We start from the raw sequence: 26,683 nt of genomic DNA, 5'->3' as shown, positions 1-26,683 counted from the left end.
AGTGACGCCCAGCTTCCGGATTGCGAAAAATAGCGAACCTACCAGCCTTGAGGGGGAAGACTCATCGCTGGCGCGATGAGTACTTCAGCAGCCTGCTAAGCGGCCACCCGAGCCGCAGCCCACAACTAGGAGACAAATCATGCGCACCCGGCCTTTGCACCTGCGTGCAATGCTCTCGTTCGCCCTTTTTTTGCTTTCGCCCCTCGTTTCAGCTAAGGGATACCCCGAAAAGCCGATTCGACTCATCGTTCCCTATGCTGCCGGCGGCAGCACTGACCAGCTCGCCCGCATCATTCAGAAGCCGCTGAGCGAGTATCTGGGACAACCGGTTGTCGTGGAAAACAAGCCCGGTGCCGGCGGTGCCATCGGCACGGACCTTGTGGCCAAGTCTGCCCCAGACGGATACACGCTCGTCTTCGGCAATACGGGCCCCAACGCCGTCATCCAGCTGATGCGAAAGGTTCCCTACGACCCGCTTCGGGACCTACGCCCCATTTCCACTGTCGCGATTACACCCATGATTCTGGCGGTCCCTGCGGACAGTCCAGCGCGATCGATGAAAGATTTCCTCGCTTATGCCCGCAAGCAAGGGACAGCATTGAACATCGGTTCGGTAGGTAACGGCTCCCTCTCCCACCTCACGAGCGAGTACTTCAACGAGACAGCCGGCCTAAAGATGCAGCACGTTCCCTACAACGGCGGAGCGCCTTTGATGGCGGCGTTCCTCGGCGGTCAGGTCCAAGCCGCCTTCGTGACCGGACTGGACGGCGCAGTAATGGTTGGCTCGGGCAAGGTCCGCTACTTGGCCGTCGCTACACCAAACCGGACGGAAGTGGTTCCAGGCCTTCCCGCAATCGCCGAGGACGTACCTGGCTTCAAAAGCCAGGCATGGTTTGGCGTTCTGGCTCCCAAAGGAATCCCACCAGACGTAGAGAAGAAGCTGCGCGACGCCATTGCAAAGGCCGTCGCACAGCCGGACGTGCGCAAGATTTTCATCGACCGAAAGGTCGAGCCCCGCAGCAGCAGTTCGGAAGACATGGAAAAACTCATCCGCGACGAAGTGGGGCAATGGAATCCCGTCATCACGAAATACAACATTCACCTCTAAGCCGAGTCTCGCCATGCTTGATAACCTCGAAGCCGACTTCCCGCCTCACGTTCCCCGCCCGGCCGGGGCACCGACCGCTCTTGCGGGTCTCCGCGTGGTGGACTTCACTCATTTCATTGCAGGCCCATTTGCCACGATGATGCTGGCCGACATGGGCGCCGACGTTATCAAAATCGAAGCGCCTGGCCGCGGTGATGACTTCCGCCAATACCCTCCCGTCCACACTGAACTAGGCCAAGGCGCGCCTTTCCTCTGGTCGAATCGCAACAAACGCAGCATTGCCATCGACCTGAAAACACCTGAAGGACTGAAGGTTGCGCGCGAGCTCATCGACAGCGCAGATGTTGTCGTCGAGAATTTCTCGACTGGCGTGATGGACCGCTTCGGCCTCGACTACGCGAGCTGCAAAGCCAACAACCCGCGCCTCGTGTATTGCTCGGTATCGGCCTATGGTCGCAGCGGCGCCTACTCTGACCGCCTGGGTTTCGATCCCATTGCGCAAGCGGAAAGCGGATTCGTCTCGATGAACGGTTACGCCGACCGCGAGGGCGTGCGCGCGCTGTCACCGGTGATGGACATCAGTACGGCTATGATGGCTTGCAACGCCATCCTGGGGGCCCTTCTGTCACGCGAAAAGTCCGGCAAGGGCCAGGCCGTTGAAATCGCGCTCTTTGATAACGCGGTACTGATGACGGGGTACGCGCCGATGCAGCACCTGTTCAGTGGTGCCGACCCACAACGTCACGGCAACACGAGCCCCGACACCTGCCCCTCTGGCGTGTTCAAAGCCAAGGACAAGTCGTTCTACATCAACTCCGGCAATAACGGCATCTTCCAACGCCTGATGACACAAGTCATCGACCGCCCGGACCTGGCTGCAGATCCTAACTATGCAACGGGGGACTTGCGCAGAGCCCGCCGTGATGAGCTTTTCGAGATTCTTGGCAATGCCTTTGCCGAACACCCTTGGAGTCACTGGCAGGGGCGCATGCGTGCTGCGGGGATTCCCAGCGGCGAGCTCCGCAGCGTCGGGGATGCGATTCGTTCGCCTGAGGCCCGCGAAAGCCGCATCGTCAGCCGTATTCCGCACCCCAAGGTGGGTTGGGTTCCCAATATCGCCTCGCCGATACGCTACAGTGACACGCCCATGGTCGACCCCACCCCGGCCCCGGCAGTTGGCCAGCACACTTTCGAAGTTCTCCGTGACGTCCTCGGCTACGACGACAGCAAAGTCGATGAACTTCGGTCCGCTGGAGCACTAGGCAAAGACCAACGCGAACTTGCCAAGGAATCCGCATCGTGACTCGCACCTTGAAAGGCCAAGTCGCCGTCATTGGCATTGGCGAGAGTCAGTACTACAAATACGGGAAGTCGCCCGATAGCGAATTCAAGCTCGCCCTCCAGGCAATCTTGGCCGCTTGCCGGGATGCCGGCATTAATCCGCGCGAGATTGATGGCTTTTCGTCGTTCAGCGATGACCGAAGCGACCCGTCGCGGATTGCCGCAGCATTGGGGCTTCCGAGACTGCGTGCCACGACCATGCAATGGGGTGGTGGCGGTGGGGGATGTTGCGGTGCCGTGGCAAATGGTGCCGCCTCCATTCAAGCAGGCCTGGCGGACTGCGTCGTGGTCTTTCGCTCTCTCGCTCAAGGACAGTATGGGCGGTTCGGACGCACGACCGGCCTTGACACGATATCGGGGGAGAAAGCATATCTCATGCCCTATGGGGTACTTGCTCCTCCTCAGCGCTTTGCCATGCGCGTGCAGCGCTTCATGCATGACCATGGGGTTCGCCAGGGGGCGCTGCGCGCCATCGCGCTGGCTTCGTACCACCACGCGCAGTCCAATCCGCGCGCCGTCATGTACGGCAAGCCTCTCAGCGAGGAAAAATACGACCAGTCGCGATGGATTGCTGAGCCGTTTCACCTCTTCGACTGCTGCATGGAGAACGACGGTGCTGCCGCACTGATTCTTGTCCCAGCGGAGCGCGCCAAAGACTTCCCAGGGAAAGCCGCTTACATCCTGGGGGCCGCCTCGGGTTCCGGCTATCGAACCGGAGCGATTCCCCACAACTCGCCGCGGTATGGCAGCGCGAGCTTCGACACGGTCGCGCCTGACCTATTTCGCATGGCCGGCATCGGACCCAGCGACGTAGGCGTGGTTCAGAGCTACGAGAACTTCACCGGCGGCGTCGTGATGGCGCTTGCGGAACATGGATTCTTCAAGCCGGAAGAGGCAAATGAGTTCCTGACGCTGGAGAACCTCATTGCACCCTCGGGAAGGCTGCCGCTGAATACCAGTGGCGGAAATCTTGCCGAGTGCTACATGCACGGCTTCGAACTAGTGCTGGAAGCCGTTCGCCAGATTCGCGGCACATCGTGCAACCAGGCGCCGCGTAACGACGTGGCACTCGTCATCGGCGGGCCCATGGTTACTCCGGTAAGCAACTTGCTCCTGGCTTCGGAAGAGGCAGCACAATGACACACCAAACTGTCGACACACCATACCTGCCGCCGGGACTTCCCATTCCCGTTGCCGAACCCGATGGTCTCTCGGCACCGTTCTGGGATGGTTTGCGTGAGAACCGTTTGCTCATCCAGCGTTGCCAGCATTGCGAGACGTGGCAGTTCGGTCCTGAATGGCTTTGCCATCATTGCCATCAGTTCGACCCGGGCTGGCAGGAAGTGAAGCCTCGCGGCCGCATCTACAGTTGGGAACGCGTTTGGCATGCATCGCACGACGCACTCAGCGGCCATCCGCCTTATCTTGCGATAGTCGTCGAATTGCCACATGCAGGCAACGTACGACTTGTAGGAAACCTTCTGGGCGACCCGATGCAAGAGGTGGCTATCGGTTCGGAGGTAGAAGGCGTCTTTGAGCATCACCCGGATGCCAACCCGCCGTTCTCGCTGCTCCAGTGGCGAATCGCGTTGTAATCCCGCTAACCTTTGTGTGATATGCCTGAATACGATGTAGTTGTGTGCGGTGCTGGTGCTGGCGGTATGACTGCAGCGCTTACCGCAGCACACAACGGGCTCAGTGTTTTGCTATGCGAGGCGACAGAACAGGTCGGTGGAACGACATCGACGTCCGCCGGCACCCTCTGGCTGCCTGGCAATCGTCACGGTCGGATGGTCGGGCACGATGACACGGTGGAAGCTGGCCGACAGTACCTCGACGCTTTGATTGGGCCAGACGACCACCTTGGCCGTCGCGACGCCTTCCTCGAAACCGCTGACGAAGCTATCGCATTCCTGGAAACACAGTGCGGGGTTGCATTTGTGAGCGCCGGTCGCCATCCGGACTATCTGGAGCTGCCTGGCGCCGCCTTGTACGGGCGAGCGATCTCTCCGGTGGAGTTCGATGGCCGCCGCCTAGGCCCAGACTTCGATAGAGTCCGTCCGCCACTGAAAGACTTTCTTCTCTTGGGCGGGATGATGGCGAACAAGACAGACGTGCAAGCGCTCGTCCAACGCTATCGGTCATGGCCAGCCTTCGTCCGAACTGGTCAGTTAGTTACACGTTATTTTCGCGACCGCCTTACTTACTCACGAGGCACGCGTCTTGTGATGGGAAACGCGCTCGTTGCTCGGATGCTGCGTGGCCTCAGACAGATTGATGTTGAAATTCGCTTCGGTACTCGCCTTCTCAATCTCGAGAGAACGGCTAACCGCGTGAGTGCCGTTATCGTTGAATCCAACGGAGTCAGCGAACGTATTTCCGCACGGGTAGCGGTCGTACTCGCTACTGGTGGCATTGGCCACAACCCTGGCTTGCGCCGAAAGCTAGACCACGCCGAACTTGATTCGCTCACACCTCCGGCTGTGCGCGGCGATGCATTAATGGCTGCCCAGGAAGTCGGCGCAGTACTTGAGCGTCAGGCTCGTGACTATCTCTGGCAACCCGTGTCCCGGGTCCCAGATGGCTCCGGCGGCTATCGCCTGTTTCCACATCTTTACCTCGACAGAGCCAAGCCGGGCCTCATCGCCGTCAACAAGGCAGGCAAGCGCTTCGTCAATGAGGGCGCTTCGTATCACCACTTTGTGGAAGGAATGCTGGGTGATGACGGCACAGCAGCCAGCAACTTTCCCGCATATCTCGTTTGCGACCACAAGTTCGTGGAGAAGTATGGCATTGGCATCGTCCCGCCTGGCACAACGAACCTCCGACCGTTTGAACGCACTGGATACCTTGTCTCGGCGCCGACTATCTCCAAGCTCGCGGAGAATCTCCGCATCGATGTTGTCGGACTCGAAACGACCGTCGCACAGCAGAAGGACTTTGCGAGTCAAGGACGTGATCCCGAGTTCGGCAAAGGTGCCACGGCGGTCAGTCGGTTCAACGGCGATGCGAAGCAGACGGGCAACCCCTGCCTTGGGCCAATCCAATCCGCACCATTCTGTGCCGTCCAGGTCTTCCCTGCAGACGCGGCGAGTTGCTCAGGATTGAGGACCGACCACGATGGCCGGGTATTGGGAAACGGCGACACGCCCATTGACGGTTTGTATGCGTGCGGCAACGACATGGCTTCGGTCATGAATGGCGCCTATCCCGGGCCTGGCGCGACCCTTGGCCCTGCGATTGTGTTCGGCTACCGCGTGGGGATGCACGCATATCGCAAAGCGTCAACCTGAACCACGCGGAGCTAATGGGCAACAGACGATGATTGGAGACGAACGCAAAGTGACGCAGGAGAATTTCGGCCGGATGGGACCACTAACCGGTGTGCGGGTTGTTGAGTTTGCCGGCCTCGGGCCGGGTCCGTTTGCGTGTATGCTGCTGGCCGACATGGGTGCAGATATTGTGCGCATCGACCGCCCGGGTGCCAAGTCACGTCATCCGAACGACTTGATTGGTCGTGGCAGACGCACCGTCCATCTGGACCTCAAGAGCGAAGACGACCGCCAACTGGTGCTCGAACTGCTTGCCCGCGCGGATGTACTCGTAGAGGGTTTCCGGCCTGGAGTAATGGAGCGCCTCGGGCTAGGGCCAGACACCGTGGCTCAGGTCAACTCGCGCCTGGTCTACGGAAGAATGACGGGGTGGGGCCAGGAGGGTCCGCTTGCCGAAGCCGCGGGCCACGACATCAACTACATCGCTCTCACTGGCGCACTCGCCGCCATTGGAGAGCCTGACCGCGCACCATTGCCTCCTCTTAATCTCGTGGGCGACTACGGTGGTGGCAGCTTGTACCTGGTCGCCGGCATCCTTGCAGCTCTGCTGGAGGCGCGCGAATCGGGTCTCGGCCAGGTTGTGGACGCGGCGATTTGCGATGGCGCACTCTCGCTCATGACCCTGGCCCAGGGTCAGTTGCTGCGTGGCAGCTTCTCAGAAGAGCGCGGCAACAACATGCTCGACGGCGGCGCACCGTACTATGCTACCTATCGAACCAGTGATGGAAAGTACGTCTGCATTGGGGCGATCGAACCACAGTTCTTCGCCTTGCTTTGTGAGAAGCTCGAGCTAGACCCGGCGCTACGCGACGCTCAGAATGAGCGCGCGCGATGGCCTGAGCTTCGTGCCGAACTGGCGAGAATTTTCGGAACGAGAACGCGCGAGGACTGGGCATCTCTCCTCGAGGGAACAGACGCCTGCTTTGCTCCGGTGCTTTCGCTGAGCGAGGTGGCAGGCCATCCGCACATGGCTGCTCGTGAAGCGATTATAGAAGTCGATGGCATCGCGCACCCCGGGCCAGCCCCGAGGTTCTCACGCACACCAACTAGGCTGGCGAAAGGCCCCGGGGGCGGGGTCTCTCACTTGGACGTGCTCAATGACTGGCGGAAGTCGGACCATTGAGCCTCCCGCTTCATCGGTCAATCGAACTTCTGAATGAATGTCGTAGTCTCGGCTCAATGTTGCATAATTATTGCCGCGATCGCCGCGCACATAGTGAGGCTCATCACTTATTTCCTGAGAAAGCCGATGATTAGGCAGCCATTGATGCGGCCCGCTTAAACTATCACGCATCAAGCTCATGATAGCACCGGCGCTGGGGGTGGCGACTGCGATGCCGAAGATCTCGCGAGTCGACGGATACACGAGATAATGGTCCGTCCGTAACTAATAGACTAGAGATGTGGAGAAGTGATGAACAAGCTAGGTTTTACTACAGGCATCGTTCACAGCGACAGAATCGGGGGGACTGAGCACGGCAGCTTGCGTCAGCCGATTCACACGTCAGTGCAATATGGCTTCGATAGCGTCGAGGATCTGATCGGCGTGTTCCAGGGCACGAAAAAGGGCGGCTTCAACTACGCGCGGCAAGGCACACCAACGACCGCAGCGCTCGAGCGCAAGATCACAAGCATGGAAGAAGGAGTTGGCACGGTCTGTTTCAGTACCGGCATGGCCGCGATCACGGCGACGTTTCTCACGCTCTTGCGCGCGGGCGATCATCTTGTATCGAGCCGTTATGTGTTTGGCAATACCAACAGCTTGCTCGGCACATTGCGGATGCTCGGCGTCGAAGTTACGACCGTCGATGCATGCGATGTCGAAAAAGTGAAAGCTGCAATCCAATCGAATACCCGCATGGTGTTCGTCGAGACCATCGCAAATCCCGGCACACAGATTCCCGACCTGCAGGGTATTGGAGACGTGTGTAACGAGTGCAACATCGCGTATGTCGTCGATAACACGATTACCTCGCCCGTACTATTCAAGCCGAAGGCGGTCGGCGCAAGCCTCGTCGTCAACTCGCTGACGAAAACGATAGCGGGCCATGGCGCCGCGCTCGGTGGAGCCGTGACAGATACGGGCTTGTTCGACTGGAGCGCGTATCCGAACATCGCTGATGAGTATCGGCGTTCGACGGCGAAGGAACAGGGGCTTTTGCAGATCCGCAAGAAAGGCCTGCGCGACATGGGCGCGGCGTTGTCCTCCGAGCAGGCGCACACCATCGCGTTGGGCGCGGAAACGCTAGCTTTACGCGTGAAGCAAAGTAGCGACAACGCCCTCGCACTCGCGCAATTTTTGGAGGGACACAAGGCCGTCGGCAAAGTCTATTATCCTGGCCTGAAAAGTCATCCACAATACGATATCGCGCAAGAGCTGTTTAGGGGTGCGTCGTGGCTGCTGTCGTTTGAATTGCTTAACGCGGAACGCATGATCGAATTCGTGAACACGCTCGAACTGCCGATCGCAGCAACAGGTCTCGGCGACACGCGCACACTTATCATTCCTGTCGCGCCGACGATCTTCTTCGAAGCCGGCCCGGAAACGCGCAAGGCTATGGGAATTTCCGACGGTATGCTGCGGCTGTCGGCAGGCATCGAGGATATTGACGACTTGATCACCGATTTCTCGCAAGCGCTGAAGCTTGCGGCATAACGTTCGGATCCTTGATACACGGTAGACAAGTGCGTGCGATCTATGGTCCACCCCATTTTTGCAAGCACTTCTCTCGAAACGAACTACGAGACGGTCAGTTCAACTGCCGCGGCCAGGGTTGACCGCAGTTGAGCGGCCTTCGTGGGAGGCATCAGACGCTGTGCGCGCGTGGTTATGACCCTGATTCCAAGTTTCCGTGCTGAACCCGTGGCGACGGCGTTGCTGGCGTCAAAGCGGCTAAGGGTGTTCAATGCCGGGGCGGCGGACTCAACTGATACTAGCGATGGCTGCTCCAACGTTATGCACCAACATTACCAGTCGAGGGCCGACATCCTGCTGACGTGGCTCGAGTGCGGCAGGTCAATACATCCTGATTAGGAAGCCAACAGCAGCGTCATCACACCCTAACGAATACTGTCTTCAATGTCGCGGTAGTCGAGGACTTGATCGCGGCTTCCAGCTCAGCTGGCGCCAGAGCCTGGCACTGTCTGTACGTGCTCGCCGTCATAACCCCCAGCAAGTAGGCGTCGAGCCAGTCCGAGGCCACCCCATGCTTGCGCAGCATCACAATCGAGCCGATACCTCGGATTTGGCGGATCTCACGCGCCATCGGCGCCAGGGATTCATCGCGCGCGGCGGCCCTTAGCAGGGCTGCAAGCGCAGCTGTGCTCCACCCAGCCTCCCTGTCGCTGAAGCGTTCAATGGCATCGTCGGGGGGCAACGATTCGAAGGCGACCGTAAGACTGTACATCCGCCGACAGAGCTCTGCGAACGCCGAAGTGATCAGGTCGTGCTTGGTCCGGAAGAAATATGTGACAGCCGCCAGCGATACGCCGACCTGCGCCGCGATCTCCCGCTGCACTAGTCGGTCCGCGCCTTTGTTCGCGATCGTCGACAGTGCGGCGTCGAGAATCCGTCGTGCCGTGTCGTTGGTTGGCGCCGAGTCACGCACAGCATCGATACTGGCCCGGGCATCCGCCTTGCGCGTGACCGACAACGCAATGGGGCGCCGGCCCAGGCGCTGATGCAGCCTCACGGCCGGCGCGGTAATCCATGCCGAGCGGACTGCAGAATCGGTCTCGCACAGTAGCAGACCAGTCAGCCCTATGGCAAGGTCGGCCCAGGCACCGGCGACAGCGGGGGCTGTGCCGAATTGGGTCGCGAAGTCGCACCAGAATTGCCGTTCCCGCGCCATCTCCTGCTCAGCCGCCGACCGCAGCTGTGGCTCACGCCCCGCGGCTACTTCATGTTCCAGTTCCTGCTGCAAGGTCAGGACATTACGTTGCTCCGCCAGCCACGCCTGCAACAAGGCGACGAACACATCCGGCAGCTCGGCCCAAGCAGGCGTGGTCTCGAGGCAGCGCGCAAGCGTGGCGGTCCTAGCGGCATCGATCCTCCTGGACGTCTCCGCATAAACCGCAAGCAACAGTTGGTCGCGGCCACCGAAGTGGTAGTTGATCGCGGAAGGGCTGCGCCCAGTGTAGGCGGCCAGAGTTCGGGCGCTCAGTGTGGCGAATCCCCTCTCACAGGCCAACTCGAAGGCGGCCGTCGTCATTCGGTCGGCATGCGTCGCACTCGACACCTCATCAAGCGACACGTTTTCTACCCTTTCTTTCATATGCCAATCATTCGCCCATAAACAGTACACCCGTTCTACACATGACCAGCGCCACATGTCAACCAGGGCCGCAGGCTCGGGATTGTCGCCCATTTCTTGCTCGCCAATGCCGTCGTGCCCCAGGCCAGATGATTGAGTTACTGAGTTACCGCCAAGGATTACCTTGGGATTGCTTCGCGAAGCACATAGCCTAACGCAACCGCGTGATCGCGAAAAGTCGATGCACCGGTCACAAAGCCGTCATGTAGCAACGGTACTGTACACCCGTTCTACAAAATTCACGTATTACGAGTAACCCAACACGTTTCGGCTTTCCATGTCAAAGGCACCATCCATGCAAGAGTCTTCCCGGTCCAATTCCCGTTTCACTGTCGCGGTTGTGTCCGACACGCAGAACTACGCAAGCTACCGCAACCAGCGCGAGGCTGGCTTTCCCTTCAACGCGTGTGAACTCCTCTGGGACATGATGCACTTCATCGCACGCAACGCGGTGGGCAACGGCGGCGAGATCGCCTTCGCCACCGGGCTCGGCGATATGTGGGAACACCAGATGAGTGCCGATGTGGATCCCGCGCATGCGCAGCGCGGCCACAAGTCCATCACTAATCCGCTGCTCGACGCCCTCATTCCGCCGGCCCCCGAACAAGTCATCAACACTGAGATCCCGGCTATCAAGACCGCCTATGAGATTCTCGTCGGCCAACTGCCCTTCTCCGTGATCCCTGGCAACCATGATCACGACCATATGTGGTCCGACGCCGCCTACCCGCCGCGTCCGGGCGCCGACTGGACCAGCACGTGCCTGCAGGACATCGGCAGCCTGCATTGCGGCTCGCTCGAAAACTGGACGAGCAATTTCGGTGCGCAGACGCCCTTCTTCAAGAACCAGCCGTGGTATGTCTCCTCGTTCCGCCAGGGAGCCAACAGCGCGCAGATCTTTACCGGCGGCACCCACCGATTCCTGCACCTCGGCCTGGAGATGTCGCCCGACGGCGAAGTCATTGACTGGGCCGAGTCGGTGCTGAAGGCCTTCCCCGGGGTGCCAACCATCGTTTCCATCCACGAATTCCTGAACGGCGAGGGCGAGCGGGAATCGTTGGAGTTCTTTGACTTGTCGCGCCTGGATCCCGAGCGCCACAATCCGGGACGCTTGTGGGACCGCTTCATCTCCCGCCACGACCAGATCCTGATCGTGCTGAACGGCCATTTTCACGGCGTGCGTCACCGCGTCGACCAGAACCAGCATGGCCACCAGGTTTTCCAGTTTCTGAGCAACTACCAGAGCCGCAAGCAATCACTGCGTGGCGCCTTCCCCGAGGCCACCGTGATCGACGGCATCGGAGACGGCTGGCTGCGACTGATGGAGTTCGACCTCGACGCGCCGCGGCCGCGCCTGCGCCTGCGTGCCTACTCAACCTACTTCAAGACCTTCTCGTCCGAGCTGCCCGACTACCGTGAACTGTAGTAATCCCGGTACCAATTCGTAGAAATGTTCCTCCGAGCGCTTAATCACGCGGAAAGTATCATCTTTACTACTGCGGTTCGGAGAAATCGTGTCCCCTGCTCGACTACTCTCACTCTGCGGCAAGGCCACCTCGTATTCGGTTCTCGGCGGTGATTGCAGCCCTATTTTAGGCATGTTTCGCGCGAACGCCTCCTTTTGATCAACCAGAGCGGAGCCGCGAAGTCAGAGCGAAAAGTAGTAAAGATGAAACGATGTGACTGACCAGCGATCGTTCCAACATTACTACTCGCCCACTGAGAGTATCAACATTACTACTCGCAGAATCGTCGCAATGTTAGTACGCGTGGGACTAACCCCTTGATTTTATTAATCTTGCGCCGTACTACTCTTATTACACTTCACGACGTCATGTGGCCCGGCGGGCCACCAAGTGGTTGGAGGCTCCGACTGCCGCGATCGCCGCCGAGACGCTGGCGCACCATCCCCAGGCAGCGCTGGTGATCACAGAGGGCCTGTGGGCACGAAGCGTTGAACCTTATGTGTGCCTTCGCCGTTGGCCTTATCGTGCACCACCGGCTGGCGTGTCTGCGGAGTTGAGCGATCAGGTAATGCTACATGCCTCCATCAGCCCCCCGAGTCGGGAATTCTCCGCGACTCACACCTGGATCGCATACCATGCGGCGGCCACCGCGTTGCTCCAGGTGTGGGCATACGCGGACAAGGCTGTCCACGAGATTCTCCTTGGCCGCGGGAATGCGCTGAGGCATGTCGAAATTGACGGTTACCCGCTTCGTCCGTGGTGGGGTGCGAAGCGACGTTGTGACATCACCCGCTTTGTCGAACCGGTTATTGATTGCGGCGAGGCGTGGGGGAACATGTCGAGGACCAGCAAAGCGGCGCGTCTTTTCAGCGCCGCTCGCCGTCGCCACCGTCGCAGGCGAGCTATCGTTGCGCAATGGCATAGCCAAGGCCCCGGATTGACGTTCTCACGAGAGAGGGGCTGGACAGTCGCAACCACCTTCACCCCCGCCAACGCCGATATTCGCAAGCGACGCCTACTCGGCCAGCAGGATGCCGGCGCGATGTTCTGGATTTACCGGGAAACAGGCGGGGCGTTGGTGGCGCGTCTATGCGACGGACGCGTACAGGGGATTGGCGAGACGCCGCGGACAGCCATCAAGGCGCTGCGAATGGCCCTTCTTCGATTGAGGTTCCTTGCGCCTCCCTATTAGCAAGCCACAAATTTAGGTGAAAGTAGATACAACTTCAGGTATGCGAGCGGCAATCTTCATCGCCATATTCAGGACCGTGGTCTTACCCACACTAGGCGATTTACTGAACGGTCGACCCAAGCAAGCGGAATCTGTGAACGGTGCGCCTCAAAACGCGTTGCCTACAAGCAACAGTGGTAGACGTCACAACGAAGCGCAATTTACTTATGAATCAGCTAGTTAGATCGATGGATCATTGGCGGATTTAGCGGTCACCGTTGGGCGAATTAATGATCGGCAACAGCATCTAACAACGCCTCAAGATCGCTCATTGTTGGCCAAGCACCATCTGCGGTGGCTCGCTGATCGGAATCAACAGCTACTGAGAATGGTCCGACCATGCCGTCGGGCACGCACACGGCATGCATGCCTATGCCCAGTGCGGTCTCTCGGCTGCTTTCATTTGCGGTGACCAGCGCGCTCCGGTAGGCTGGCACCTCAGCCGTTCGCAAGACTAGCCGGAAGAGTTCCGCTTCCCCTTCATGGGGGCCCAGCGCATCTGCGGTCGCAACAACCGCAAACCTGTCGGCCCATTCCATCCCTCCGACATTTTCCATCAATATACGAACCGCACGAGACGACAGGACTGAGGCCAACGCCAAACGTACCCCGTTTCGTTCTGCGGCATACATAAGGCCTCTGGCCTGTTCATGGATCTGAGCCTGCCGTCTCGAACAGACTGCGATAAAAGCGCTTTCGTATGTGCGCAAAAACGTATCGAAATGAGCGCGTGCCGCCTCGGCCCTCACTGAACGCGCAATTTTCCACATCCCGTAATACGTCGCGCAATCCATTTTGCCCTCGCCCAGCCAAAGAAGAGCATTTCTTTCCGCGTCATGCTTGGAGGCGTCCAAAAGCTCATTCAGAGTCAGATCGACTGACTGGAAAAGGACATCATCAACTGTTAACACTAATAGTTCAAGGGACATCGCTTCTTATCTCGTCGCGCCATCTGCGACCTCTCGCAACTGGCTTAAAGGGGTGATCGCATTCAAAAGTGACATCAGGCGAGCCTATCGGCGATTACCTTGGCGGAACTCTTTATCTTCCGCTACCGTACAGGCCCTGCTTCAAAATGTCCTTCGGAAATGAGGTTTAAAAGCAATTGTCGACACCGGTAAATCAATGGAAAGAGGATAATTCCAAGAAATGGGCCATGCGTTAGTTGATTGCGGCGTGCACACTTTCGGCACTGCATGTCAGCAAATGTCCAGACCGTACTGTATGACGGATCAGCCTTGCCCCAAAAGCGCCTCGAATACATCACTGCTGCTGCGGACGTCGGCGTACTTGGAAGCCAGATCGAAAAGACTAGCCTGATGGGGCGCATCGTTCCGGTCTCCGACGCAGTCTTCCAGCACGACAGGAATAAAACCGAGCTGGATTGCGTCCACTGCCGTAGCGCGAACGCAGCCGCTGGTGCTCATGCCTGCGATTAGTACACAATCGACGCGTAGCGCATTGAGAGTTGAGACAAGCGGCGTCGAAAAAAACGCACTGGCGTACTGCTTCGTCAACACGATCTCCCCGGCAGTGGGTTCCAGTCCTTCTGCGAAAGCACCAAGCGGGTTGCCCTGCCGAAAGACAGAAAGCGCTCCGATCTTCCGATAGAACACGCCGCCATTGAGCCCCTCGTTATCGTACTCCACGCGAGTATGGATGACAGGCAACCCCATCCTGCGCGCGAGCCTCAACATAGCAATAGCCGATCGCCGCACGCCTTCCGCCTGTGCGAAAAGAGGCGAGCATGGGTCGAAATACGCGCAGGCGAAATCCACCATGATCACCGCCTGGCGGCTCCCTAAGCCCAGAGAGCGACCAAAACCTGAAGCGGCGTAGTCTTGTCGGAGCGCTGTATTAGTCATTGCGTATCTCGAATCATGGCTTGCCTGGCCGAGTTGATATGACAGTGCATGACGCTTCGTGCCCACATGCTGTCATGCGCGGAGAACGCATCGATCAACTCGCGATGGTGATGAAAGCTGCGCTGCAGTTGCGTTGAGCCATACCGGCGGAAGGTACGCTGCACGATTGGCACTTCGATCGCATTGGACAACATGCCGACAAGCCGAGAATTGCGGCTCGCCTGCCCAATCAGCCTGTGGAACTCGCGGTTCAGTGCGCTGATTCGGGTCAGGTTTTCCTCGCTCATGTCAAGGCCTTTCGACTCGATTTCGTCCTGGATTTGCTGTAGTTCGGCGACTTCGTCGGCGGTGATATGCGTAGCAGCCAGATTGGCAATCTCGCTTTCCAACAGCAACCGCAGGTCAAAGATGTCCCGCAGCTCGTCCACAGTCCAATGACGCACGAACGTTCCGCTATTCGGCTTGAAGTGTAGAAACCCGTCACTAACGAGCAGACGCATGGCTTCGCGCACAGGGGTACGCGAGGTCCCGAACTCCAATGCCAGCCCGTCTTCAGTGAGTCGCATGCCGGCCGGAAAAGCGCCATCCATAACGCGCTCCTTGATAAGCCCATAGATTTCGCCGGCCGTGGATTTGGCTCCGTTGCTGCCTTTCATTGCTTAGAACCTCTCAAGAAGCGATCCGAAGCCGCTGATCTTATCGTTAATGCCGGCGCTTCGTAAGGCTTGCCAATAGATAGCCGAATTGATTGCAAGCACCGGTTTCCCCAGTTGCAGCTCCATCTTGGCAGCCAACGATGCCATGGCCAGATTGGTGCCGACCTGTACCACAGCATCGACATCGGGGCAGTTGACCTCTTCGACAGCTTCGGCAAGCGTTTCAGGCTGGACGTGGGCGATCTGCACTGGACTGGCGCAACGCAGGCCCTTGATCTTCTTTACACGATAGCCGCACTCCTCGAAGAAGCGAACCACATTTTCGTCGCCAACCGGCTGGTAAGGCGTGACCACTCCGATCGTGCGGGCCCCGTAGGCGTCCAGCGCCAGCGAGCATGCATCAGATCCCATCGCCACCGGCAGGCCAGTCTTTTGTTCCAGATAGGACTTAAGTTTGCGGCTTGCGGCCAAGCCGTCCCAAAACGTCTCCGCGGAGATGCCGAGCACGAGATGGTCCGGCTCGCACGACATCACCGAGTCAACGGCTTCGTCCTGGGCTGCGGCAATCAGGTCAATCAGACGCTGAAAGTCAGCGTTGTCGCTGAGCGGAATATTGGGAATGCGGATCCGGCTGATGTGGTTCGTTACACCCGGCGGCCGCATTGCATCAAATTCTGGCTGCACCGACGTATTGGTCGAAGGGATCAGCACCGCGTACTTGCGACGGTAACCCAGGGAGTCAGTCATTTCAGTTTCTCGTCCCAAAAGAAAAGTTGCACTTCATCGAACACCTGCGTAGGATTGTACACGATCGAAGCGAAAACATGGGTTAGACATGGTTAAAAACGAATCACTGTGTACAATCAGGGGGGAGACTCTGCGGAAGCGGCTGGAAGAGAGCCCTATCGTCATCACGCCGGGAGCCTACGACAGCTGGAGTGCCCGTCTCATCGAGCAGGCAGGCTTCCCTGCGATCTATCTGACCGGATATGGAGTAACTGCGGCCTCACTGGGCATGCCCGACCTTGGACTCATCACGGGCAGTGAACTAGCGGATCAGGTTCGTCGGATCTCCGATGTGACGCGCGTTCCACTGATTGCGGACGCCGACACAGGTTTCGGCGGCGTGCTCAACGTACGTCGGACCGTGCGTGACTACATCCGGGCCGGCGCGGCTGCCATCCAGCTCGAAGACCAGGTATCGCCGAAGCGTTGCGGACACATGGAAGACAAGCAGGTCACTGATGTCACGGAAATGGTCGAGAAGATTCATATGGCAGTGGATGCGCGCGGTGATATTCCGCTCCAGATCATCGCGCGAACCGATGCTCGCGCCACCCACGACATGGACGAGGCCTTGCGTCGTGGTGAACGCTACCTGCGCGCCGGTGCCGATATCCTGTTTGTCGAGGCCCCGCGGACCGAGGAGGAGATGGCGCGGATTTGTGACACCTTCCGCGGCGAAAAGCTGCTGGCCAACATGGTCGAAGGTGGAAAAACGCCCTACCTTTCTCCGGCCACCCTTCAGCAGATTGGCTATGCCATCGCTATCTATCCAGCGACACTTCTTTTCTCGGCCACGTACGCCATCGGGCGAACGCTGAGTCAGTTGCGCGAGGGCAGGGTCGACACCGCGGCTCTTACCTCCTTCTCTCAGTTCAATGAGCGGATGGGGTTGCAGGACTACTTCGCCGCGACCGATCGCATCCAATCCAACGCCCGGGAGCATGCGCGGTGACGACCCTGTTCTCGCGGCTCTGGGATTCCCACCGCGTAGCGTCGCGGGCGGACGGGTGCGACTTGTTGTACGTGGATCGCCACGTCCTGCATGAGGTCACGAGCGCGCAAGCTTTCGATCAGCTTCAAATGGCGGGGCGCCGAGTGCGTGTTCCGGGCCGGCATATCGCCGTGCCGGATCATTCCGTACCCACCTTGCAGGGGCCCGCTGCTGCTTGCGGTGAAGCGGTCGACACGCTGGCCGCCAACGCCGCGGCTGCCGGCATTCCGTATTTCCCATTGCATAGCAGTCGGCATGGCATTGTCCATGTCACGGCTCCGGAACAAGGCTTTGTCGTACCGGGCTGCACGGTGGTCTGCGGAGACTCTCATACAGCCACGCTGGGCGCATTCGGTGCACTTGCCTTCGGTATCGGTACCTCAGAGATCGAGCATGTGCTTGCAACACAGAGCCTCTGGGTACGCCGACCGCGCACGCTTGGCATTGAAGTGACGGACGCCCTTGGACCGGCTGTTTATGCCAAGGACCTGGCGCTGCATATCATCGCGAAAATCGGCACAGCGGGCGCAGTCGGCAGCGCGATAGAGTACTTCGGCAGCACAGTGCGTGCGCTGAGCATGGAAGGCCGAATGACATTGTGCAATATGTCAATCGAAGCCGGGGGGCGGTTCGGTATGGTGGCGCCTGACGAAGTCACGGTGTCCTGGTTGCGGGAGCATGCGGCGGGGCTGCAGAACGCAGCTTCAGAAAGCGCTTCGCAGAAATGGATATCCTTGAAAACCGATTCATGGCGCGACTTCGACACCACGGTCCGCATCGACGGCAGCGCCATTGAGCCCACCCTTACGTGGGGCACGACTCCCGCTGACGCAACCACATTTGGCGGCCGCGCCGGAGACCCGGACGCCGCCGACTCTCGGGCCGAGCGTGACCGGATACAGGCTGCGCTTGACTACATGGGCCTGAAAGCCGGTCAGGCCGTCCAAGGTGTGCCCATCGATGTAGCATTCATTGGATCCTGCACCAACTCGCGTATCGAGGATTTGCGCGCGGCAGCAACCATCGTCGCTGGTCGACGCGTGGCACGAAATGTGCGGGCGCTGGTTGTTCCCGGCTCCGCCGCCGTGAAACACCAGGCCGAGGCGGAGGGCCTGGCCGACATCTTTGTCGGCGCGGGCTTCGAGTGGCGTGGCCCCGGCTGCTCGATGTGTGTAGCCATGAACGGCGATCAACTGCAACCGGGTCAACGCTGCGCATCGTCTTCGAACCGGAATTTTGAAAACCGCCAGGGCAGCGGTGGCCGGACACACTTGCTAAGCCCCGCCGCAGTTGCAGCTTCGGCGATCGCCGGATATTTGACCGACCCGAGAGAGTTTCTACATGCCTGAGCCCATTTGCGAAGCAGCCGGTCCCGCCCTGCTGCTTGCCCGCGACGACATTGATACCGATGCCATCTATCCGTCCCGCTTTCTTGGCACGACCAAGCGCACGGGACTTGGCCCTGCCCTGTTCGCGGACTGGCGGACGGCGCGTCTTGAGGAATTTCGTCGCTTCGAGAACGCGCCATGCATCCACGCCACGGTGCTGGTGGCGGGCAGGAACTTCGGCTGCGGCTCCTCACGCGAGCATGCCGTGTGGGCTTTGGCCGATTGCGGCGTGTGTGCCATCGTTGCACTTTCGTTTGGGGATATCTTTTATTCCAACTGTCTGCGCAACGGAATCATTCCCGCAACCGTCGCACCTTTGGGGTACCGCGCAATTGTCGACGCATTGGCCGCCACTGAAAACACCGACATAGGCATTGACGTGCGCCAGCGCCTGGTGAAGCTGGCCGACGGCGCTCGCCTGCCCTTCCAGTTGGAGGCGGGCGACGCCGAACGACTGCTCAGCGGCACCGACGAGATCGCAGCCACCTTGGCACTGCACCAGCACCTCTGTGCCTACGAACGAAGGACAGCGACGGAAATGCCATGGCTTGGCCCATGGCAGGAGACACTGATGCCATGCTCAGATGCCTCTGCGTCGGCCCCAACTTCGCGCCACGCAATCTGATTTACGCCCTGGATCGGGCCACGTTCAGTTCCTGGCTCGGCCAAGTAAAACTTAGAGTTTTGCACTACGCACCAAATTTGGTTCAACCCAAGCCACCTCAGAGTAGGAGATTCCAATGACAGACACATCGCGCATTCTTGCCAAATCCGAAAGCTACTTCGCTAACCGCGACGATATTGCGCCAGAACAGATCGCTGCGGTCGAGGGCGTCAAGGAACAAGGCCACGTCGAAGTTCGCAAGATGCTCGTGGGCGACGACATGGTGTTCCTTCACGTCTACCGCAAAAAAGGCTTAGTTGATCCAGTCCACAAGCACATGGACCACGAATCAATCGGATATCTGATCTCGGGCCGCCTGCGACTCATCATCGGTGGCAAGGAGTTTATCGCCGAGCCTGGCGCATCGTGGCTCCATCCGGTTGGCGTGGAGCATTTTAGCGAAGCACTGGAGGACTGTGAGCAGGTCGAGATCAAGTCCCCTCCGCGCAAGACGTGGGTCACGCCGGAGCAACTCGAAGCCCTGTCCAAAGAATAGTCCTCCAATACCATGGCGAACCCTTTCCGCTGCGACATAACGCTCGCGGCGCGGGCCCGCGCCAGCCATTACCAAGGAGATAAACAATGGCAACATGGACCAGCCTGCGCGAACATAGCTTGACCCGCGAAAACCTTGAGGCGCTGCTAAATAATAAGATTCCAGCGATCCGCATCAAAGGTTTCGCAACCCCGGAGGAGTGTATTGCCTTCACCCAGTCCGCCAAGCAGGGGAACATTAAATACTACAACGTCGCCAAGAGGATCGGCTACATCGGCATGGCCCAGTACGAGTATCGCTGGGACCGACCCAAGTCAGACTATTTTGACGCTGTCAAAGTCGCAAATGCCGATCTGGCCGAGGTCACCGCACGCGCATTCGATCCTGTGCAGCGGCTGATCGATACGCTGTCGTCGGTCTACCCCCACAAGGTCGGGGCCGCCGAGGAGCCCGGCATGGGCCACTATTTTGCCGGCATCATCCGCCTGGCATCGGAAGGCGTGGACCTGCATGCGGATTACGCCCCCTTCAACACGCTCGACTATTCGATTCGCGACATCGACGCGCAACTCGGTTGGAATTTTTTTTCCGAGCAGCCGAAATTCGGCGGCATCACGACCGTGCACAACGCACCGTGGACACCAGAGCGCGTCGAGGGTGAAATTCCGAAGAGTTATGGACTCTCGCCCGACATCGTGGCTGGTGCACCGGCTTTCGAGTACGCCCCCACCGCTGGCGATGTAGTCATCTTCAATACCCGCAACCCGCACGAGATCGGCGCAGGTATTCCCGAACCTGGGGTAGATCGCGTCTCCATTGGCTCCTTCATTGGCCGCATGCCGGATCGTTCTCTCGCAATGTGGGCATGACCATGATCGTCGAGGAACGCACCTACACCCTGCATCCGGGAAAGACTCGCGACTTCCTGATGTTGGTGGAAGTCGAGGGCTTGCCGATCCAGGAGCGCTACCTGGGAAGCCCGCTTGCGTACTTCACCACAGAGACTGGCACGTTAAATGGCGTGGTGCACCTGTGGCAGTTCTGCACCATGGGTGAACGGGAGGAAAAGCGTGCACAGCTCGCGCAAGATCAGAGGTGGATTGAGTTTACCGCCAAGGTGTTGCCCCTGATTACGCGAATGGAGAACCGGCTGCTAGTGCCCACCCGCTTCTCCCGGATCGGCAACGCGCCGGCCTGAGATGCTCTGATTTTCTTACAACCAAGACGGATGGTGCCGCAATAGTCCGGTGCCCGAACCACAAAGGATACTGACGCCATGACAACAACACGAGAGGCCACGCCTGCCGATGCAGCGCCGGCTTTCGGGGAGGAAGCAGACGCTGCGCTGTACAGAACAGTTGCCTGGAAACTCATTCCGATCCTGTTCATCAGCTACGCAATGGCTTACCTGGATCGGGTCAATGTCGGCTTTGCGAAACTGCAAATGTTAGGGGACCTTGGATTCAGTGAAACGGTGTACGGCTTAGGCGCCGGGATCTTCTTCCTCGGCTATTTCATCTTTGAGGTGCCTAGCAATCTGGTTTTGCACAGGGTAGGGGCGCGTCGTTGGATCGCACGGATCATGATCACCTGGGGATTTCTTTCCACGGCGATGATGTTCGTGAAAACCCCGACTACTTTCTACGTCCTGCGATTCCTGCTTGGTGTCGCAGAGGCAGGCTTCTTCCCCGGGATTGTGCTCTACCTCACATACTGGATCCCACCGAGCCGCATCGGCAAGCCCTTGTCGCTATTCTTCATTGCCGTGCCGGTAGCAGGTGTGGTCGGCGGTCCTTTGTCCGGGTGGACCTTGCAGGCCTTTCACGACATCGGCGGTTGGCGTGGGTGGCAATGGATGTTCTTGATTGAAGGCGTGCCAACGATCTTGCTGGGTCTGGTCGTCCTGTTCATGCTGCGCGACCGTATTGACGATGCCCCGTGGCTTACCCAGTCACAGAAACAGCGCTTGCTCCAGAATCTCGCCGCAGAACACACAGAACAGATTGGTCACTCAGTGCGCGATGCGTTCACCTTGCCGATGGTGTGGCTGATGTGCCTGATCGAACTGTGCATCGGCATGGGTATCTATGGGATGGGCTTTTGGATGCCAACGCTAATTCGTGAGGCAGGTATCAAAGGGTTGCTCGACATCGGCCTCTTTAGCGCCATTCCATATGGAGCCGCCATTGTCGCGATGGTTTGGGTAGCACGCGTGGCCGACGCACGGCGAGATCGAAAAACGTTCCTGGCGATGTCCGCGCTGGTGGGTGCCGGTGCCCTGACCCTCAGTATGACTTACAGCAACCAGACCTTTTTCGCGATCGCCATGCTCACCGTGGCAACCGCCGCTATCCTGACAGCCTTCGCGCAGTTCTGGCGCTTGCCCACACTCCTGCTCGGCGGAAAGGCCGCCGCTGCGGGTATTGCCGTCATCAGTTCGGTGGCTAACCTATCGGGATTTGTTAGTCCGTACTTGGTCGGCTGGCTACGTGACACCACTGGCAGCGGCGCAGTCGGTATGTACCTGACGGCCGGCAGCCTTGCATTGGCTGCCGTGATTGTGATGGCTATCCCAGGCCGTTTGGTGAACCGCTAATTCCGCCCCGCCGGCCGCAACGCCCTCGGGCGACGCGCCGACGGCACGCGTCCCACCACAAGTTTCGTGCGATGCCCGATGCCGAATGGCATTCAGGACGGGCCTCTGCGCGCGTCGATTTCCAGAAAACCGCAATCCGAAATCCCTTAAGAGAGAACAACTGTGCTCCACGCCAAACTGAAACCTGTCACTGCTGCCGCCACATCGCTGGCCTTGACAATGTGGGCGAGTAACGCCAAGGCAGATGTGCTGCTGTACGGCCTGATCGATACCGGCATTGCCTATGTCAATGATATCGGCGGTCATTCCAATGTGCGCGAGCAAGCAGGGGGTACCGCAGCCAGCCGGTTCGGCTTGCGCGGCAATGAAGACCTCGGCACGGGCTGGCGCGCGGTGTTCGCGCTCGAGGGAGGTATTAATACAGATGATGGCACGCTCGGTCAAAGCTCTGCTTCTGCTATGCGTATCTTCGGACGGCAGGCATGGGTCGGCCTGTCGTCAAACAGCGCAGGCATGCTGACTTTCGGGCGCCAGTACGACTTCATGTTCGACATGAACCGATATGGGAGTAATCGATACCTGGGCGCGTACTATTTGAGACCGCTGACAGCTGGGGCATTCATCGGCACCAATGGTAGCTCCACCGATATTGATCGCCTTGGCGGAGGTCGCGTGGATAATTCCGTCAAATATCAAACGCCAAACTGGGGCGGCTTCACAGCCGGCGCCTTGTACGGGCTCGGCGAGCAACCCGGCCAGCCTTCAGCGGGTCGCACCGTGAGCGCCACCGCGCAGTTCGATCGAGGCGGCATGGCTGCCCAAGGCACCTACACGATGCGGCAGGATCCCGCAACGGGCGGGAAATATACCGTCGTCGGTGCCGGCGTTGCTTGGGATATCACAACGGCACTTACCGTCAATGCACTGTATACGCGGAGCGAGTGGAATCTGACGAACGACAGGGTCGACGTCTATGACGTTGGCTTGCGTTACCAGCTAACCGCCCCCCTTAGCCTCGGCATTGGTTATGCGCGCTATCAGCCCAACCACGGCGCTGCCAACGCCATTTTGACGGGAAAGCGCGATCAGTTTGGCACCAGCGCCCAGTATGCCTATAGCAAACGCACCACCGTATACGCGTTGTACACGTACCAATACGCCCATGACGGCGGTGCGCAGCTGTACTTCCTCTCCCCAACCGCCCTATCTGCCCATACCCAAAGCGCCGTGCACATTGGCATCCGCCACGTATTCTGACCGGCAACCGGCCCTGGGCCACAGGTGAATGAATTGCTCGGCATGGCGACGTCGCGCCTGCGGGCGCTCGGGTCCGAGTGCCCGCAGGCCGAGGATCTGGCCAGCGCCTCGGCGCAGTGGCTGCGCCACACCGCCCCCTCGCACAAACGAACCAATAGGTCGACCTGCGTTTTGTGCGCGACAACTTTGGCCACAACTCGGTCGACAACGAACGGCTACTTCCACAGCGAAGAGGATGCCCAATCCCACCGAGAACTTGGCTACCGCGCTGGGACGAACGGAGCGGATGTCATCGGCCTGAACCTGAACCCGCCGGCACATGCGGCGGTGTTCTGCGTGGACGAGAAGACCGCGATTCAAGCACTCGATCGCAAGAACCGGTGTTGCCTGCAGAACAGGATTTATAAGCGGCCACAGCGGCACGCGCGTCCCAAGGGGCGCCGGCATGGCGTGGCATTGGATGTATTGGGCTCCCATTGGTAGCAAGGGATAATATGCGGCAGTCAGGGGTATTCTCGCGTCAGGAGTTGGATCGTTATTTTGCCTCGTTCGTGGGGATGGAAGGAGGCAACGCAAGTGCTCCCGTCTGGATATGCGATAGAAGCGCTACATGGTCGGAGCCCCTCGTCGCACCGCTGCAGCCGCTTGAGGCGCCGCCCGCCTGGGACGCCGTGTTCCGCCATGAGCACCGGGAAAGCATGGGCAAGTGGCTCGGCCATCAGTACGTCGCCCGCATCATGGCCGCCGCGCGAGCTGAAGCGCTGGGCGTTCGGCTCACGGACAATGACTGGGAACAATACTACTGGCGCCATCTCTACGCGCCATGGGGAACCGAATTCAGGCTGAGCCTGTTTCCCCTGTCTGCCCATTTCAATGGACGAACGACATGGTCGAGGGCTTTCCGAGGCCAGCCCGAACTCATCCCGCAGTCGCGCTACGTGGATTTGTGCCGGCAAGGCGAGCGCTTCCGGTTTCTTGCAAAGACGCGCGCCCGTTGGCGCCCAAAGGTAGTAGTTTGTCTGAGCCACCGGCATACCGACGAATATATCGAAGCATTCTCGCTTGGCGGGCTCGCCGGGGAAGAGCACTCACTTCAGCCGGCCGATCAAGCGAGGCGCTTGCGCATCTTCGCCAAAGAAGGAACGACATGGATCATCTGCCCAGCAATCGGCGGCCGCGCGGGGCTGACCTCGCAGGTACAGCTCGATGCGTTTGGCAGGTTTATAGGTATGCACCTGGTAGCTGGCGACTTCAAACATTGCCTCGATCTAGACGCGGTCGACGACGCACTATGGGCGAGGCGGACACCGCGGCGCGAACCTTACCAGGGGAAAAAGGTACCTCCCGACGCGGATGGGTTGCCGTACGGTGGAGCGTTCTCGACCATCGTTTCCTTGATCGAAGACGCTCCGGCGGCGCACTCTTGAACTCTTGGCTTAGGGATGCTCTGCACAAACGCGAATCGAGTGTGCTTGACCGTTTAACGGGAAGCTAAATGCGCCAAGACGCCAACCTATCAGCCCGGAGCGAAGCTGTCTGGCACGCGCGGAGCAGCGTTCGCGGGCTGCGCGCGAGGTATCGGCGTGAACCGGAACCGCGCTCGTGCTCGAGCAGCCAGCAGTTTGCCGCGCGCCATCCACAAGTTGGACAGTGCGAACAAGGTCATGAGTTGCGCATGGAGCCTCCTGCCAGAGTCAACGGCATCGGCAGCAGCCCTCGTCGTCGAAATCTACTAGGCGCGTTCCAAGGTGTCACCACCCGTGGTCGCAATTCGGGGTGCTCGCAGGGCTGCGGGTCCAACTATTGAACGGGCTCGGGGCACCAAGCGAAAGCCGACCTCGTTGCCGTTACCAGACGCCATCTTATGCGCATCCCATCGCAACGCATGGGCCGCAACCCCGCTTCATCCTTCGGGGTCGGGCTCGCCCGATGAACAACTATTGAGGTGCGTCGCTTCAAGTGTATGAACGCCAACCGCCCCCGTCGTACGTTTGCCGAGAACATCCACGCCTTGGCCGGTCGGTATCAACGTCGTACGCGATCGCAGGCTCGGGCGTTGCACGCGCTGGGCCACGCCCTCGGTGGTGAGGCGGCAGCCCGGCTTGCCGACGCCTTGGGCTTGCGCGCCAGTGCCGACACCGTGCTGCGGGAACTGCGCAGAGTACCTGAGCGCAAGCGCAAAACTACGACCGCGGGTCGTCGGCATCGATGACTGGGCGATCGCGCGCGGTCACCAGTACGGAACGATCATCGTCGACCTGGTGTTGAAGAACGTCATTCGTGCGAGCCGCGCTCATCTTTCATGCGAGCGTGGCTTTTTCCGCCCATCATTGATGCGACTGTAGCTTTTCAGTGCCAACCAATGTCCCGGTGGGGCGTTGCGTAGACTCTTCGAAGCAGCTGATTAAAGTTGTCGAGCTTAAGTTGGCGCCAGTGCCAGGTCGTCGTTTCGAGCCTGCCGGGATGTTGCACGCACGTTGAAAAGCTAGGATCGAGCCACTCGCGTTTCCAGAAGGGCGAACAGACATCGGCGCGGTTCAGGATGAAACAAGGATAGCAATACCGTAGGTGACGTCGTTCATAGACCCAACCGATTGGCGTCTGCATGGCGCTCAGGCGATCCACGCTTACGTGGGTTAGTTGCGAGAGACGCTCCAAGGTCTCGAGCGGCACTGGCGGAAACAGTAGCCACTTCCAGCGTGTTAAGGCCGGCATCGGACCGAGATCGGCGTGCGTCCAAAGCTGCTCGACCGTCATGGAATACTTGCCAGCGAGTCGTCCAAGCCAGCCCCCAAATGCCTCTCCATCAAAGGGGCGTGGGGCAACTGGCCACGGCCTCGTCTGGTTAAAGTACGCTGTGCCGGGCGTGTTCGATGTGAGAGACATCGATCATCTCCCTTCCATCTCGGATCGCAAGCTCCGTGGCAGAATTCAATAGCCGCGAGACCTCGCCGGTCAAACCTCCGCTCGCCGCCAAGATCGCGGTGACCACCTCTTGCCTAGACAGATTTGACGGCCGTCGCAAAGGAAGAATGCGTTCGAACGCAGCCAGGAGTCCCCGGAAGGCTTCCGACTCCTGCCATCGAGGCATCTCGAAGCGCGCAAAGCGACTGCTCATTTGGGCGTCGGTTTGCAGTGCGATCTCAGCATCGTGCGTCCCCACAAGGACAATCGTCATCTGGAGATCGTTGGC

General features: G+C 59.3%; 25 protein-coding genes and 1 pseudogene. 19 read left to right on the top strand and 7 right to left on the bottom strand.

Annotated features, from left to right (window positions below):
* Positions 1 to 139: 139 nt before the first annotated feature.
* The 7 genes from AC3FKH_RS30410 to AC3FKH_RS30380 all read left to right on the top strand — a co-directional run bounded on the left by AC3FKH_RS30410 (position 140) and on the right by AC3FKH_RS30380 (position 8,437).
* On the top strand, positions 140 to 1,108 hold the full coding sequence (locus AC3FKH_RS30410; RefSeq protein ID WP_488679401.1) for a Bug family tripartite tricarboxylate transporter substrate binding protein: 969 nt from the start codon (positions 140 to 142) through the stop codon (positions 1,106 to 1,108).
* A gap of 13 nt (positions 1,109 to 1,121) precedes the next feature.
* Positions 1,122 to 2,411, top strand: a complete 1,290-nt coding sequence (locus AC3FKH_RS30405) for a CaiB/BaiF CoA transferase family protein (protein ID WP_488679400.1) — start codon at positions 1,122 to 1,124, stop codon at positions 2,409 to 2,411.
* Positions 2,408 to 3,589: a thiolase C-terminal domain-containing protein gene (locus AC3FKH_RS30400; protein ID WP_488679399.1), complete on the top strand. Its 1,182-nt coding sequence runs from the start codon at positions 2,408 to 2,410 to the stop codon at positions 3,587 to 3,589. The genes AC3FKH_RS30405 and AC3FKH_RS30400 overlap by 4 nt, the downstream gene beginning before the upstream one ends.
* Positions 3,586 to 4,044, top strand: a complete 459-nt coding sequence (locus AC3FKH_RS30395; protein WP_488679398.1) for a Zn-ribbon domain-containing OB-fold protein — start codon at positions 3,586 to 3,588, stop codon at positions 4,042 to 4,044. Before AC3FKH_RS30400 ends, AC3FKH_RS30395 begins: the two co-directional genes overlap by 4 nt.
* A gap of 66 nt (positions 4,045 to 4,110) precedes the next feature.
* Entirely contained in the window at positions 4,111 to 5,742 is a 1,632-nt protein-coding gene (locus AC3FKH_RS30390) for an FAD-dependent oxidoreductase (RefSeq protein ID WP_488679397.1), read from the top strand.
* A gap of 28 nt (positions 5,743 to 5,770) precedes the next feature.
* The gene (locus tag AC3FKH_RS30385; RefSeq protein ID WP_488679396.1) at positions 5,771 to 6,904 is read left to right on the top strand and encodes a CaiB/BaiF CoA transferase family protein; all 1,134 of its coding nucleotides are present in this window, start codon (positions 5,771 to 5,773) and stop codon (positions 6,902 to 6,904) included.
* A gap of 291 nt (positions 6,905 to 7,195) precedes the next feature.
* Positions 7,196 to 8,437, top strand: coding sequence for a cystathionine gamma-synthase family protein (locus AC3FKH_RS30380; protein ID WP_488679395.1), 1,242 nt, complete (start codon positions 7,196 to 7,198; stop codon positions 8,435 to 8,437).
* Between the two features lie 397 nt (positions 8,438 to 8,834).
* Here the strand turns inward: AC3FKH_RS30380 and AC3FKH_RS30375 are convergent, their stop codons facing one another.
* Positions 8,835 to 10,148 (bottom strand): TetR/AcrR family transcriptional regulator, encoded by a 1,314-nt coding sequence (locus tag AC3FKH_RS30375; protein WP_488679394.1) that lies wholly within the window; start codon positions 10,146 to 10,148, stop codon positions 8,835 to 8,837.
* 241 nt (positions 10,149 to 10,389) lie between these two features.
* Here AC3FKH_RS30375 and AC3FKH_RS30370 point away from each other — a divergent pair, with 241 nt between their 5' ends.
* Positions 10,390 to 11,520 carry a metallophosphoesterase family protein gene (locus AC3FKH_RS30370; RefSeq protein WP_488679393.1) on the top strand — a complete coding sequence of 377 codons (1,131 nt, stop codon included), beginning with the start codon at positions 10,390 to 10,392 and terminating at the stop codon, positions 11,518 to 11,520.
* A gap of 1,498 nt (positions 11,521 to 13,018) precedes the next feature.
* Here AC3FKH_RS30370 and AC3FKH_RS30365 read toward each other — a convergent pair.
* The 4 genes from AC3FKH_RS30365 to AC3FKH_RS30350 all read right to left on the bottom strand — a co-directional run bounded on the left by AC3FKH_RS30365 (position 13,019) and on the right by AC3FKH_RS30350 (position 16,059).
* Complete coding sequence (locus AC3FKH_RS30365) at positions 13,019 to 13,720, bottom strand: HAD family hydrolase (RefSeq protein WP_488679392.1); 702 nt, start codon at positions 13,718 to 13,720, stop codon at positions 13,019 to 13,021.
* 303 nt (positions 13,721 to 14,023) lie between these two features.
* Complete coding sequence (locus AC3FKH_RS30360) at positions 14,024 to 14,656, bottom strand: isochorismatase family protein (protein WP_488679391.1); 633 nt, start codon at positions 14,654 to 14,656, stop codon at positions 14,024 to 14,026.
* On the bottom strand, positions 14,653 to 15,312 hold the full coding sequence (locus AC3FKH_RS30355; RefSeq protein WP_488679390.1) for a GntR family transcriptional regulator: 660 nt from the start codon (positions 15,310 to 15,312) through the stop codon (positions 14,653 to 14,655). The genes AC3FKH_RS30360 and AC3FKH_RS30355 overlap by 4 nt, the downstream gene beginning before the upstream one ends.
* Before the next feature lie 3 nt (positions 15,313 to 15,315).
* The gene (locus tag AC3FKH_RS30350; protein WP_488679389.1) at positions 15,316 to 16,059 is read right to left on the bottom strand and encodes a maleate cis-trans isomerase family protein; all 744 of its coding nucleotides are present in this window, start codon (positions 16,057 to 16,059) and stop codon (positions 15,316 to 15,318) included.
* An 88-nt stretch (positions 16,060 to 16,147) separates the two neighbouring features.
* On the opposite strand from AC3FKH_RS30350, the gene AC3FKH_RS30345 reads away from it, so the two are divergent.
* From AC3FKH_RS30345 to AC3FKH_RS30295, 11 genes and pseudogenes are all read left to right on the top strand, one after another.
* Entirely contained in the window at positions 16,148 to 17,050 is a 903-nt protein-coding gene (locus tag AC3FKH_RS30345) for an isocitrate lyase/PEP mutase family protein (protein ID WP_488679388.1), read from the top strand.
* On the top strand, positions 17,047 to 18,438 hold the full coding sequence (leuC, locus tag AC3FKH_RS30340) for a 3-isopropylmalate dehydratase large subunit (RefSeq protein ID WP_488679387.1): 1,392 nt from the start codon (positions 17,047 to 17,049) through the stop codon (positions 18,436 to 18,438). Before AC3FKH_RS30345 ends, leuC begins: the two co-directional genes overlap by 4 nt.
* Positions 18,431 to 19,102, top strand: coding sequence for a 3-isopropylmalate dehydratase small subunit (gene leuD / locus AC3FKH_RS30335; RefSeq protein WP_488679386.1), 672 nt, complete (start codon positions 18,431 to 18,433; stop codon positions 19,100 to 19,102). Before leuC ends, leuD begins: the two co-directional genes overlap by 8 nt.
* Before the next feature lie 115 nt (positions 19,103 to 19,217).
* On the top strand, positions 19,218 to 19,637 hold the full coding sequence (locus AC3FKH_RS30330) for a cupin domain-containing protein (protein WP_488679385.1): 420 nt from the start codon (positions 19,218 to 19,220) through the stop codon (positions 19,635 to 19,637).
* A gap of 86 nt (positions 19,638 to 19,723) precedes the next feature.
* On the top strand, positions 19,724 to 20,506 hold the full coding sequence (locus tag AC3FKH_RS30325) for a 2OG-Fe(II)-dependent halogenase WelO5 family protein (protein WP_488679384.1): 783 nt from the start codon (positions 19,724 to 19,726) through the stop codon (positions 20,504 to 20,506).
* Positions 20,503 to 20,835, top strand: coding sequence for an NIPSNAP family protein (locus AC3FKH_RS30320; protein WP_488679383.1), 333 nt, complete (start codon positions 20,503 to 20,505; stop codon positions 20,833 to 20,835). The genes AC3FKH_RS30325 and AC3FKH_RS30320 overlap by 4 nt, the downstream gene beginning before the upstream one ends.
* Before the next feature lie 78 nt (positions 20,836 to 20,913).
* On the top strand, positions 20,914 to 22,233 hold the full coding sequence (locus tag AC3FKH_RS30315; RefSeq protein WP_140949000.1) for an MFS transporter: 1,320 nt from the start codon (positions 20,914 to 20,916) through the stop codon (positions 22,231 to 22,233).
* A 162-nt stretch (positions 22,234 to 22,395) separates the two neighbouring features.
* A complete protein-coding gene (locus AC3FKH_RS30310) occupies positions 22,396 to 23,490 on the top strand; it encodes a porin (RefSeq protein ID WP_140948999.1) in 1,095 nt (364 codons plus the stop codon).
* 24 nt (positions 23,491 to 23,514) lie between these two features.
* Entirely contained in the window at positions 23,515 to 23,973 is a 459-nt protein-coding gene (locus AC3FKH_RS30305; RefSeq protein ID WP_488679468.1) for a hypothetical protein, read from the top strand.
* 215 nt (positions 23,974 to 24,188) lie between these two features.
* Positions 24,189 to 24,917, top strand: coding sequence for a transcriptional regulator (locus tag AC3FKH_RS30300; protein ID WP_488679382.1), 729 nt, complete (start codon positions 24,189 to 24,191; stop codon positions 24,915 to 24,917).
* Between the two features lie 512 nt (positions 24,918 to 25,429).
* Positions 25,430 to 25,751: pseudogene (locus AC3FKH_RS30295) on the top strand (ISL3 family transposase); the annotation flags it as partial.
* Between the two features lie 88 nt (positions 25,752 to 25,839).
* Here the strand turns inward: AC3FKH_RS30295 and AC3FKH_RS30290 are convergent.
* Together AC3FKH_RS30290 and AC3FKH_RS30285 are read right to left on the bottom strand one after the other, a co-directional pair.
* The gene (locus AC3FKH_RS30290) at positions 25,840 to 26,376 is read right to left on the bottom strand and encodes a TniQ family protein (RefSeq protein ID WP_488679381.1); all 537 of its coding nucleotides are present in this window, start codon (positions 26,374 to 26,376) and stop codon (positions 25,840 to 25,842) included.
* Positions 26,336 to 26,683, bottom strand: a 348-nt coding sequence (locus AC3FKH_RS30285) for a TniB family NTP-binding protein (RefSeq protein WP_488679380.1), incomplete at its 5' end; no start/stop codon positions are given. The genes AC3FKH_RS30285 and AC3FKH_RS30290, both read right to left, overlap by 41 nt.

Source organism: Cupriavidus sp. 21MJTG02-4 (assembly GCF_057798975.1).
This window is presented reverse-complemented; position numbering and strand designations above follow the sequence as displayed.

Bases quoted from the DNA above. Each gene is read 5' to 3' on its own strand.
- AC3FKH_RS30410 (WP_488679401.1), top strand. From the start codon at position 140: ATGCGCACCCGGCCTTTGCACCTGCGTGCAATGCTCTCGTTCGCCCTT.
- AC3FKH_RS30405 (WP_488679400.1), top strand. From the start codon at position 1,122: ATGCTTGATAACCTCGAAGCCGACTTCCCGCCTCACGTTCCCCGCCCG.
- AC3FKH_RS30395 (WP_488679398.1), top strand. From the start codon at position 3,586: ATGACACACCAAACTGTCGACACACCATACCTGCCGCCGGGACTTCCC.
- AC3FKH_RS30390 (WP_488679397.1), top strand. From the start codon at position 4,111: ATGACTGCAGCGCTTACCGCAGCACACAACGGGCTCAGTGTTTTGCTA.
- AC3FKH_RS30385 (WP_488679396.1), top strand. From the start codon at position 5,771: ATGATTGGAGACGAACGCAAAGTGACGCAGGAGAATTTCGGCCGGATG.
- AC3FKH_RS30380 (WP_488679395.1), top strand. From the start codon at position 7,196: ATGAACAAGCTAGGTTTTACTACAGGCATCGTTCACAGCGACAGAATC.
- AC3FKH_RS30375 (WP_488679394.1), bottom strand. From the start codon at position 10,148: ATGGGCGACAATCCCGAGCCTGCGGCCCTGGTTGACATGTGGCGCTGG.
- AC3FKH_RS30370 (WP_488679393.1), top strand. From the start codon at position 10,390: ATGCAAGAGTCTTCCCGGTCCAATTCCCGTTTCACTGTCGCGGTTGTG.
- AC3FKH_RS30365 (WP_488679392.1), bottom strand. From the start codon at position 13,720: ATGTCCCTTGAACTATTAGTGTTAACAGTTGATGATGTCCTTTTCCAG.
- AC3FKH_RS30360 (WP_488679391.1), bottom strand. From the start codon at position 14,656: ATGACTAATACAGCGCTCCGACAAGACTACGCCGCTTCAGGTTTTGGT.
- AC3FKH_RS30355 (WP_488679390.1), bottom strand. From the start codon at position 15,312: ATGAAAGGCAGCAACGGAGCCAAATCCACGGCCGGCGAAATCTATGGG.
- AC3FKH_RS30350 (WP_488679389.1), bottom strand. From the start codon at position 16,059: ATGACTGACTCCCTGGGTTACCGTCGCAAGTACGCGGTGCTGATCCCT.
- AC3FKH_RS30345 (WP_488679388.1), top strand. From the start codon at position 16,148: ATGGTTAAAAACGAATCACTGTGTACAATCAGGGGGGAGACTCTGCGG.
- leuD (WP_488679386.1), top strand. From the start codon at position 18,431: ATGCCTGAGCCCATTTGCGAAGCAGCCGGTCCCGCCCTGCTGCTTGCC.
- AC3FKH_RS30330 (WP_488679385.1), top strand. From the start codon at position 19,218: ATGACAGACACATCGCGCATTCTTGCCAAATCCGAAAGCTACTTCGCT.
- AC3FKH_RS30325 (WP_488679384.1), top strand. From the start codon at position 19,724: ATGGCAACATGGACCAGCCTGCGCGAACATAGCTTGACCCGCGAAAAC.
- AC3FKH_RS30320 (WP_488679383.1), top strand. From the start codon at position 20,503: ATGACCATGATCGTCGAGGAACGCACCTACACCCTGCATCCGGGAAAG.
- AC3FKH_RS30315 (WP_140949000.1), top strand. From the start codon at position 20,914: ATGACAACAACACGAGAGGCCACGCCTGCCGATGCAGCGCCGGCTTTC.
- AC3FKH_RS30300 (WP_488679382.1), top strand. From the start codon at position 24,189: ATGGGCAAGTGGCTCGGCCATCAGTACGTCGCCCGCATCATGGCCGCC.
- AC3FKH_RS30290 (WP_488679381.1), bottom strand. From the start codon at position 26,376: ATGTCTCTCACATCGAACACGCCCGGCACAGCGTACTTTAACCAGACG.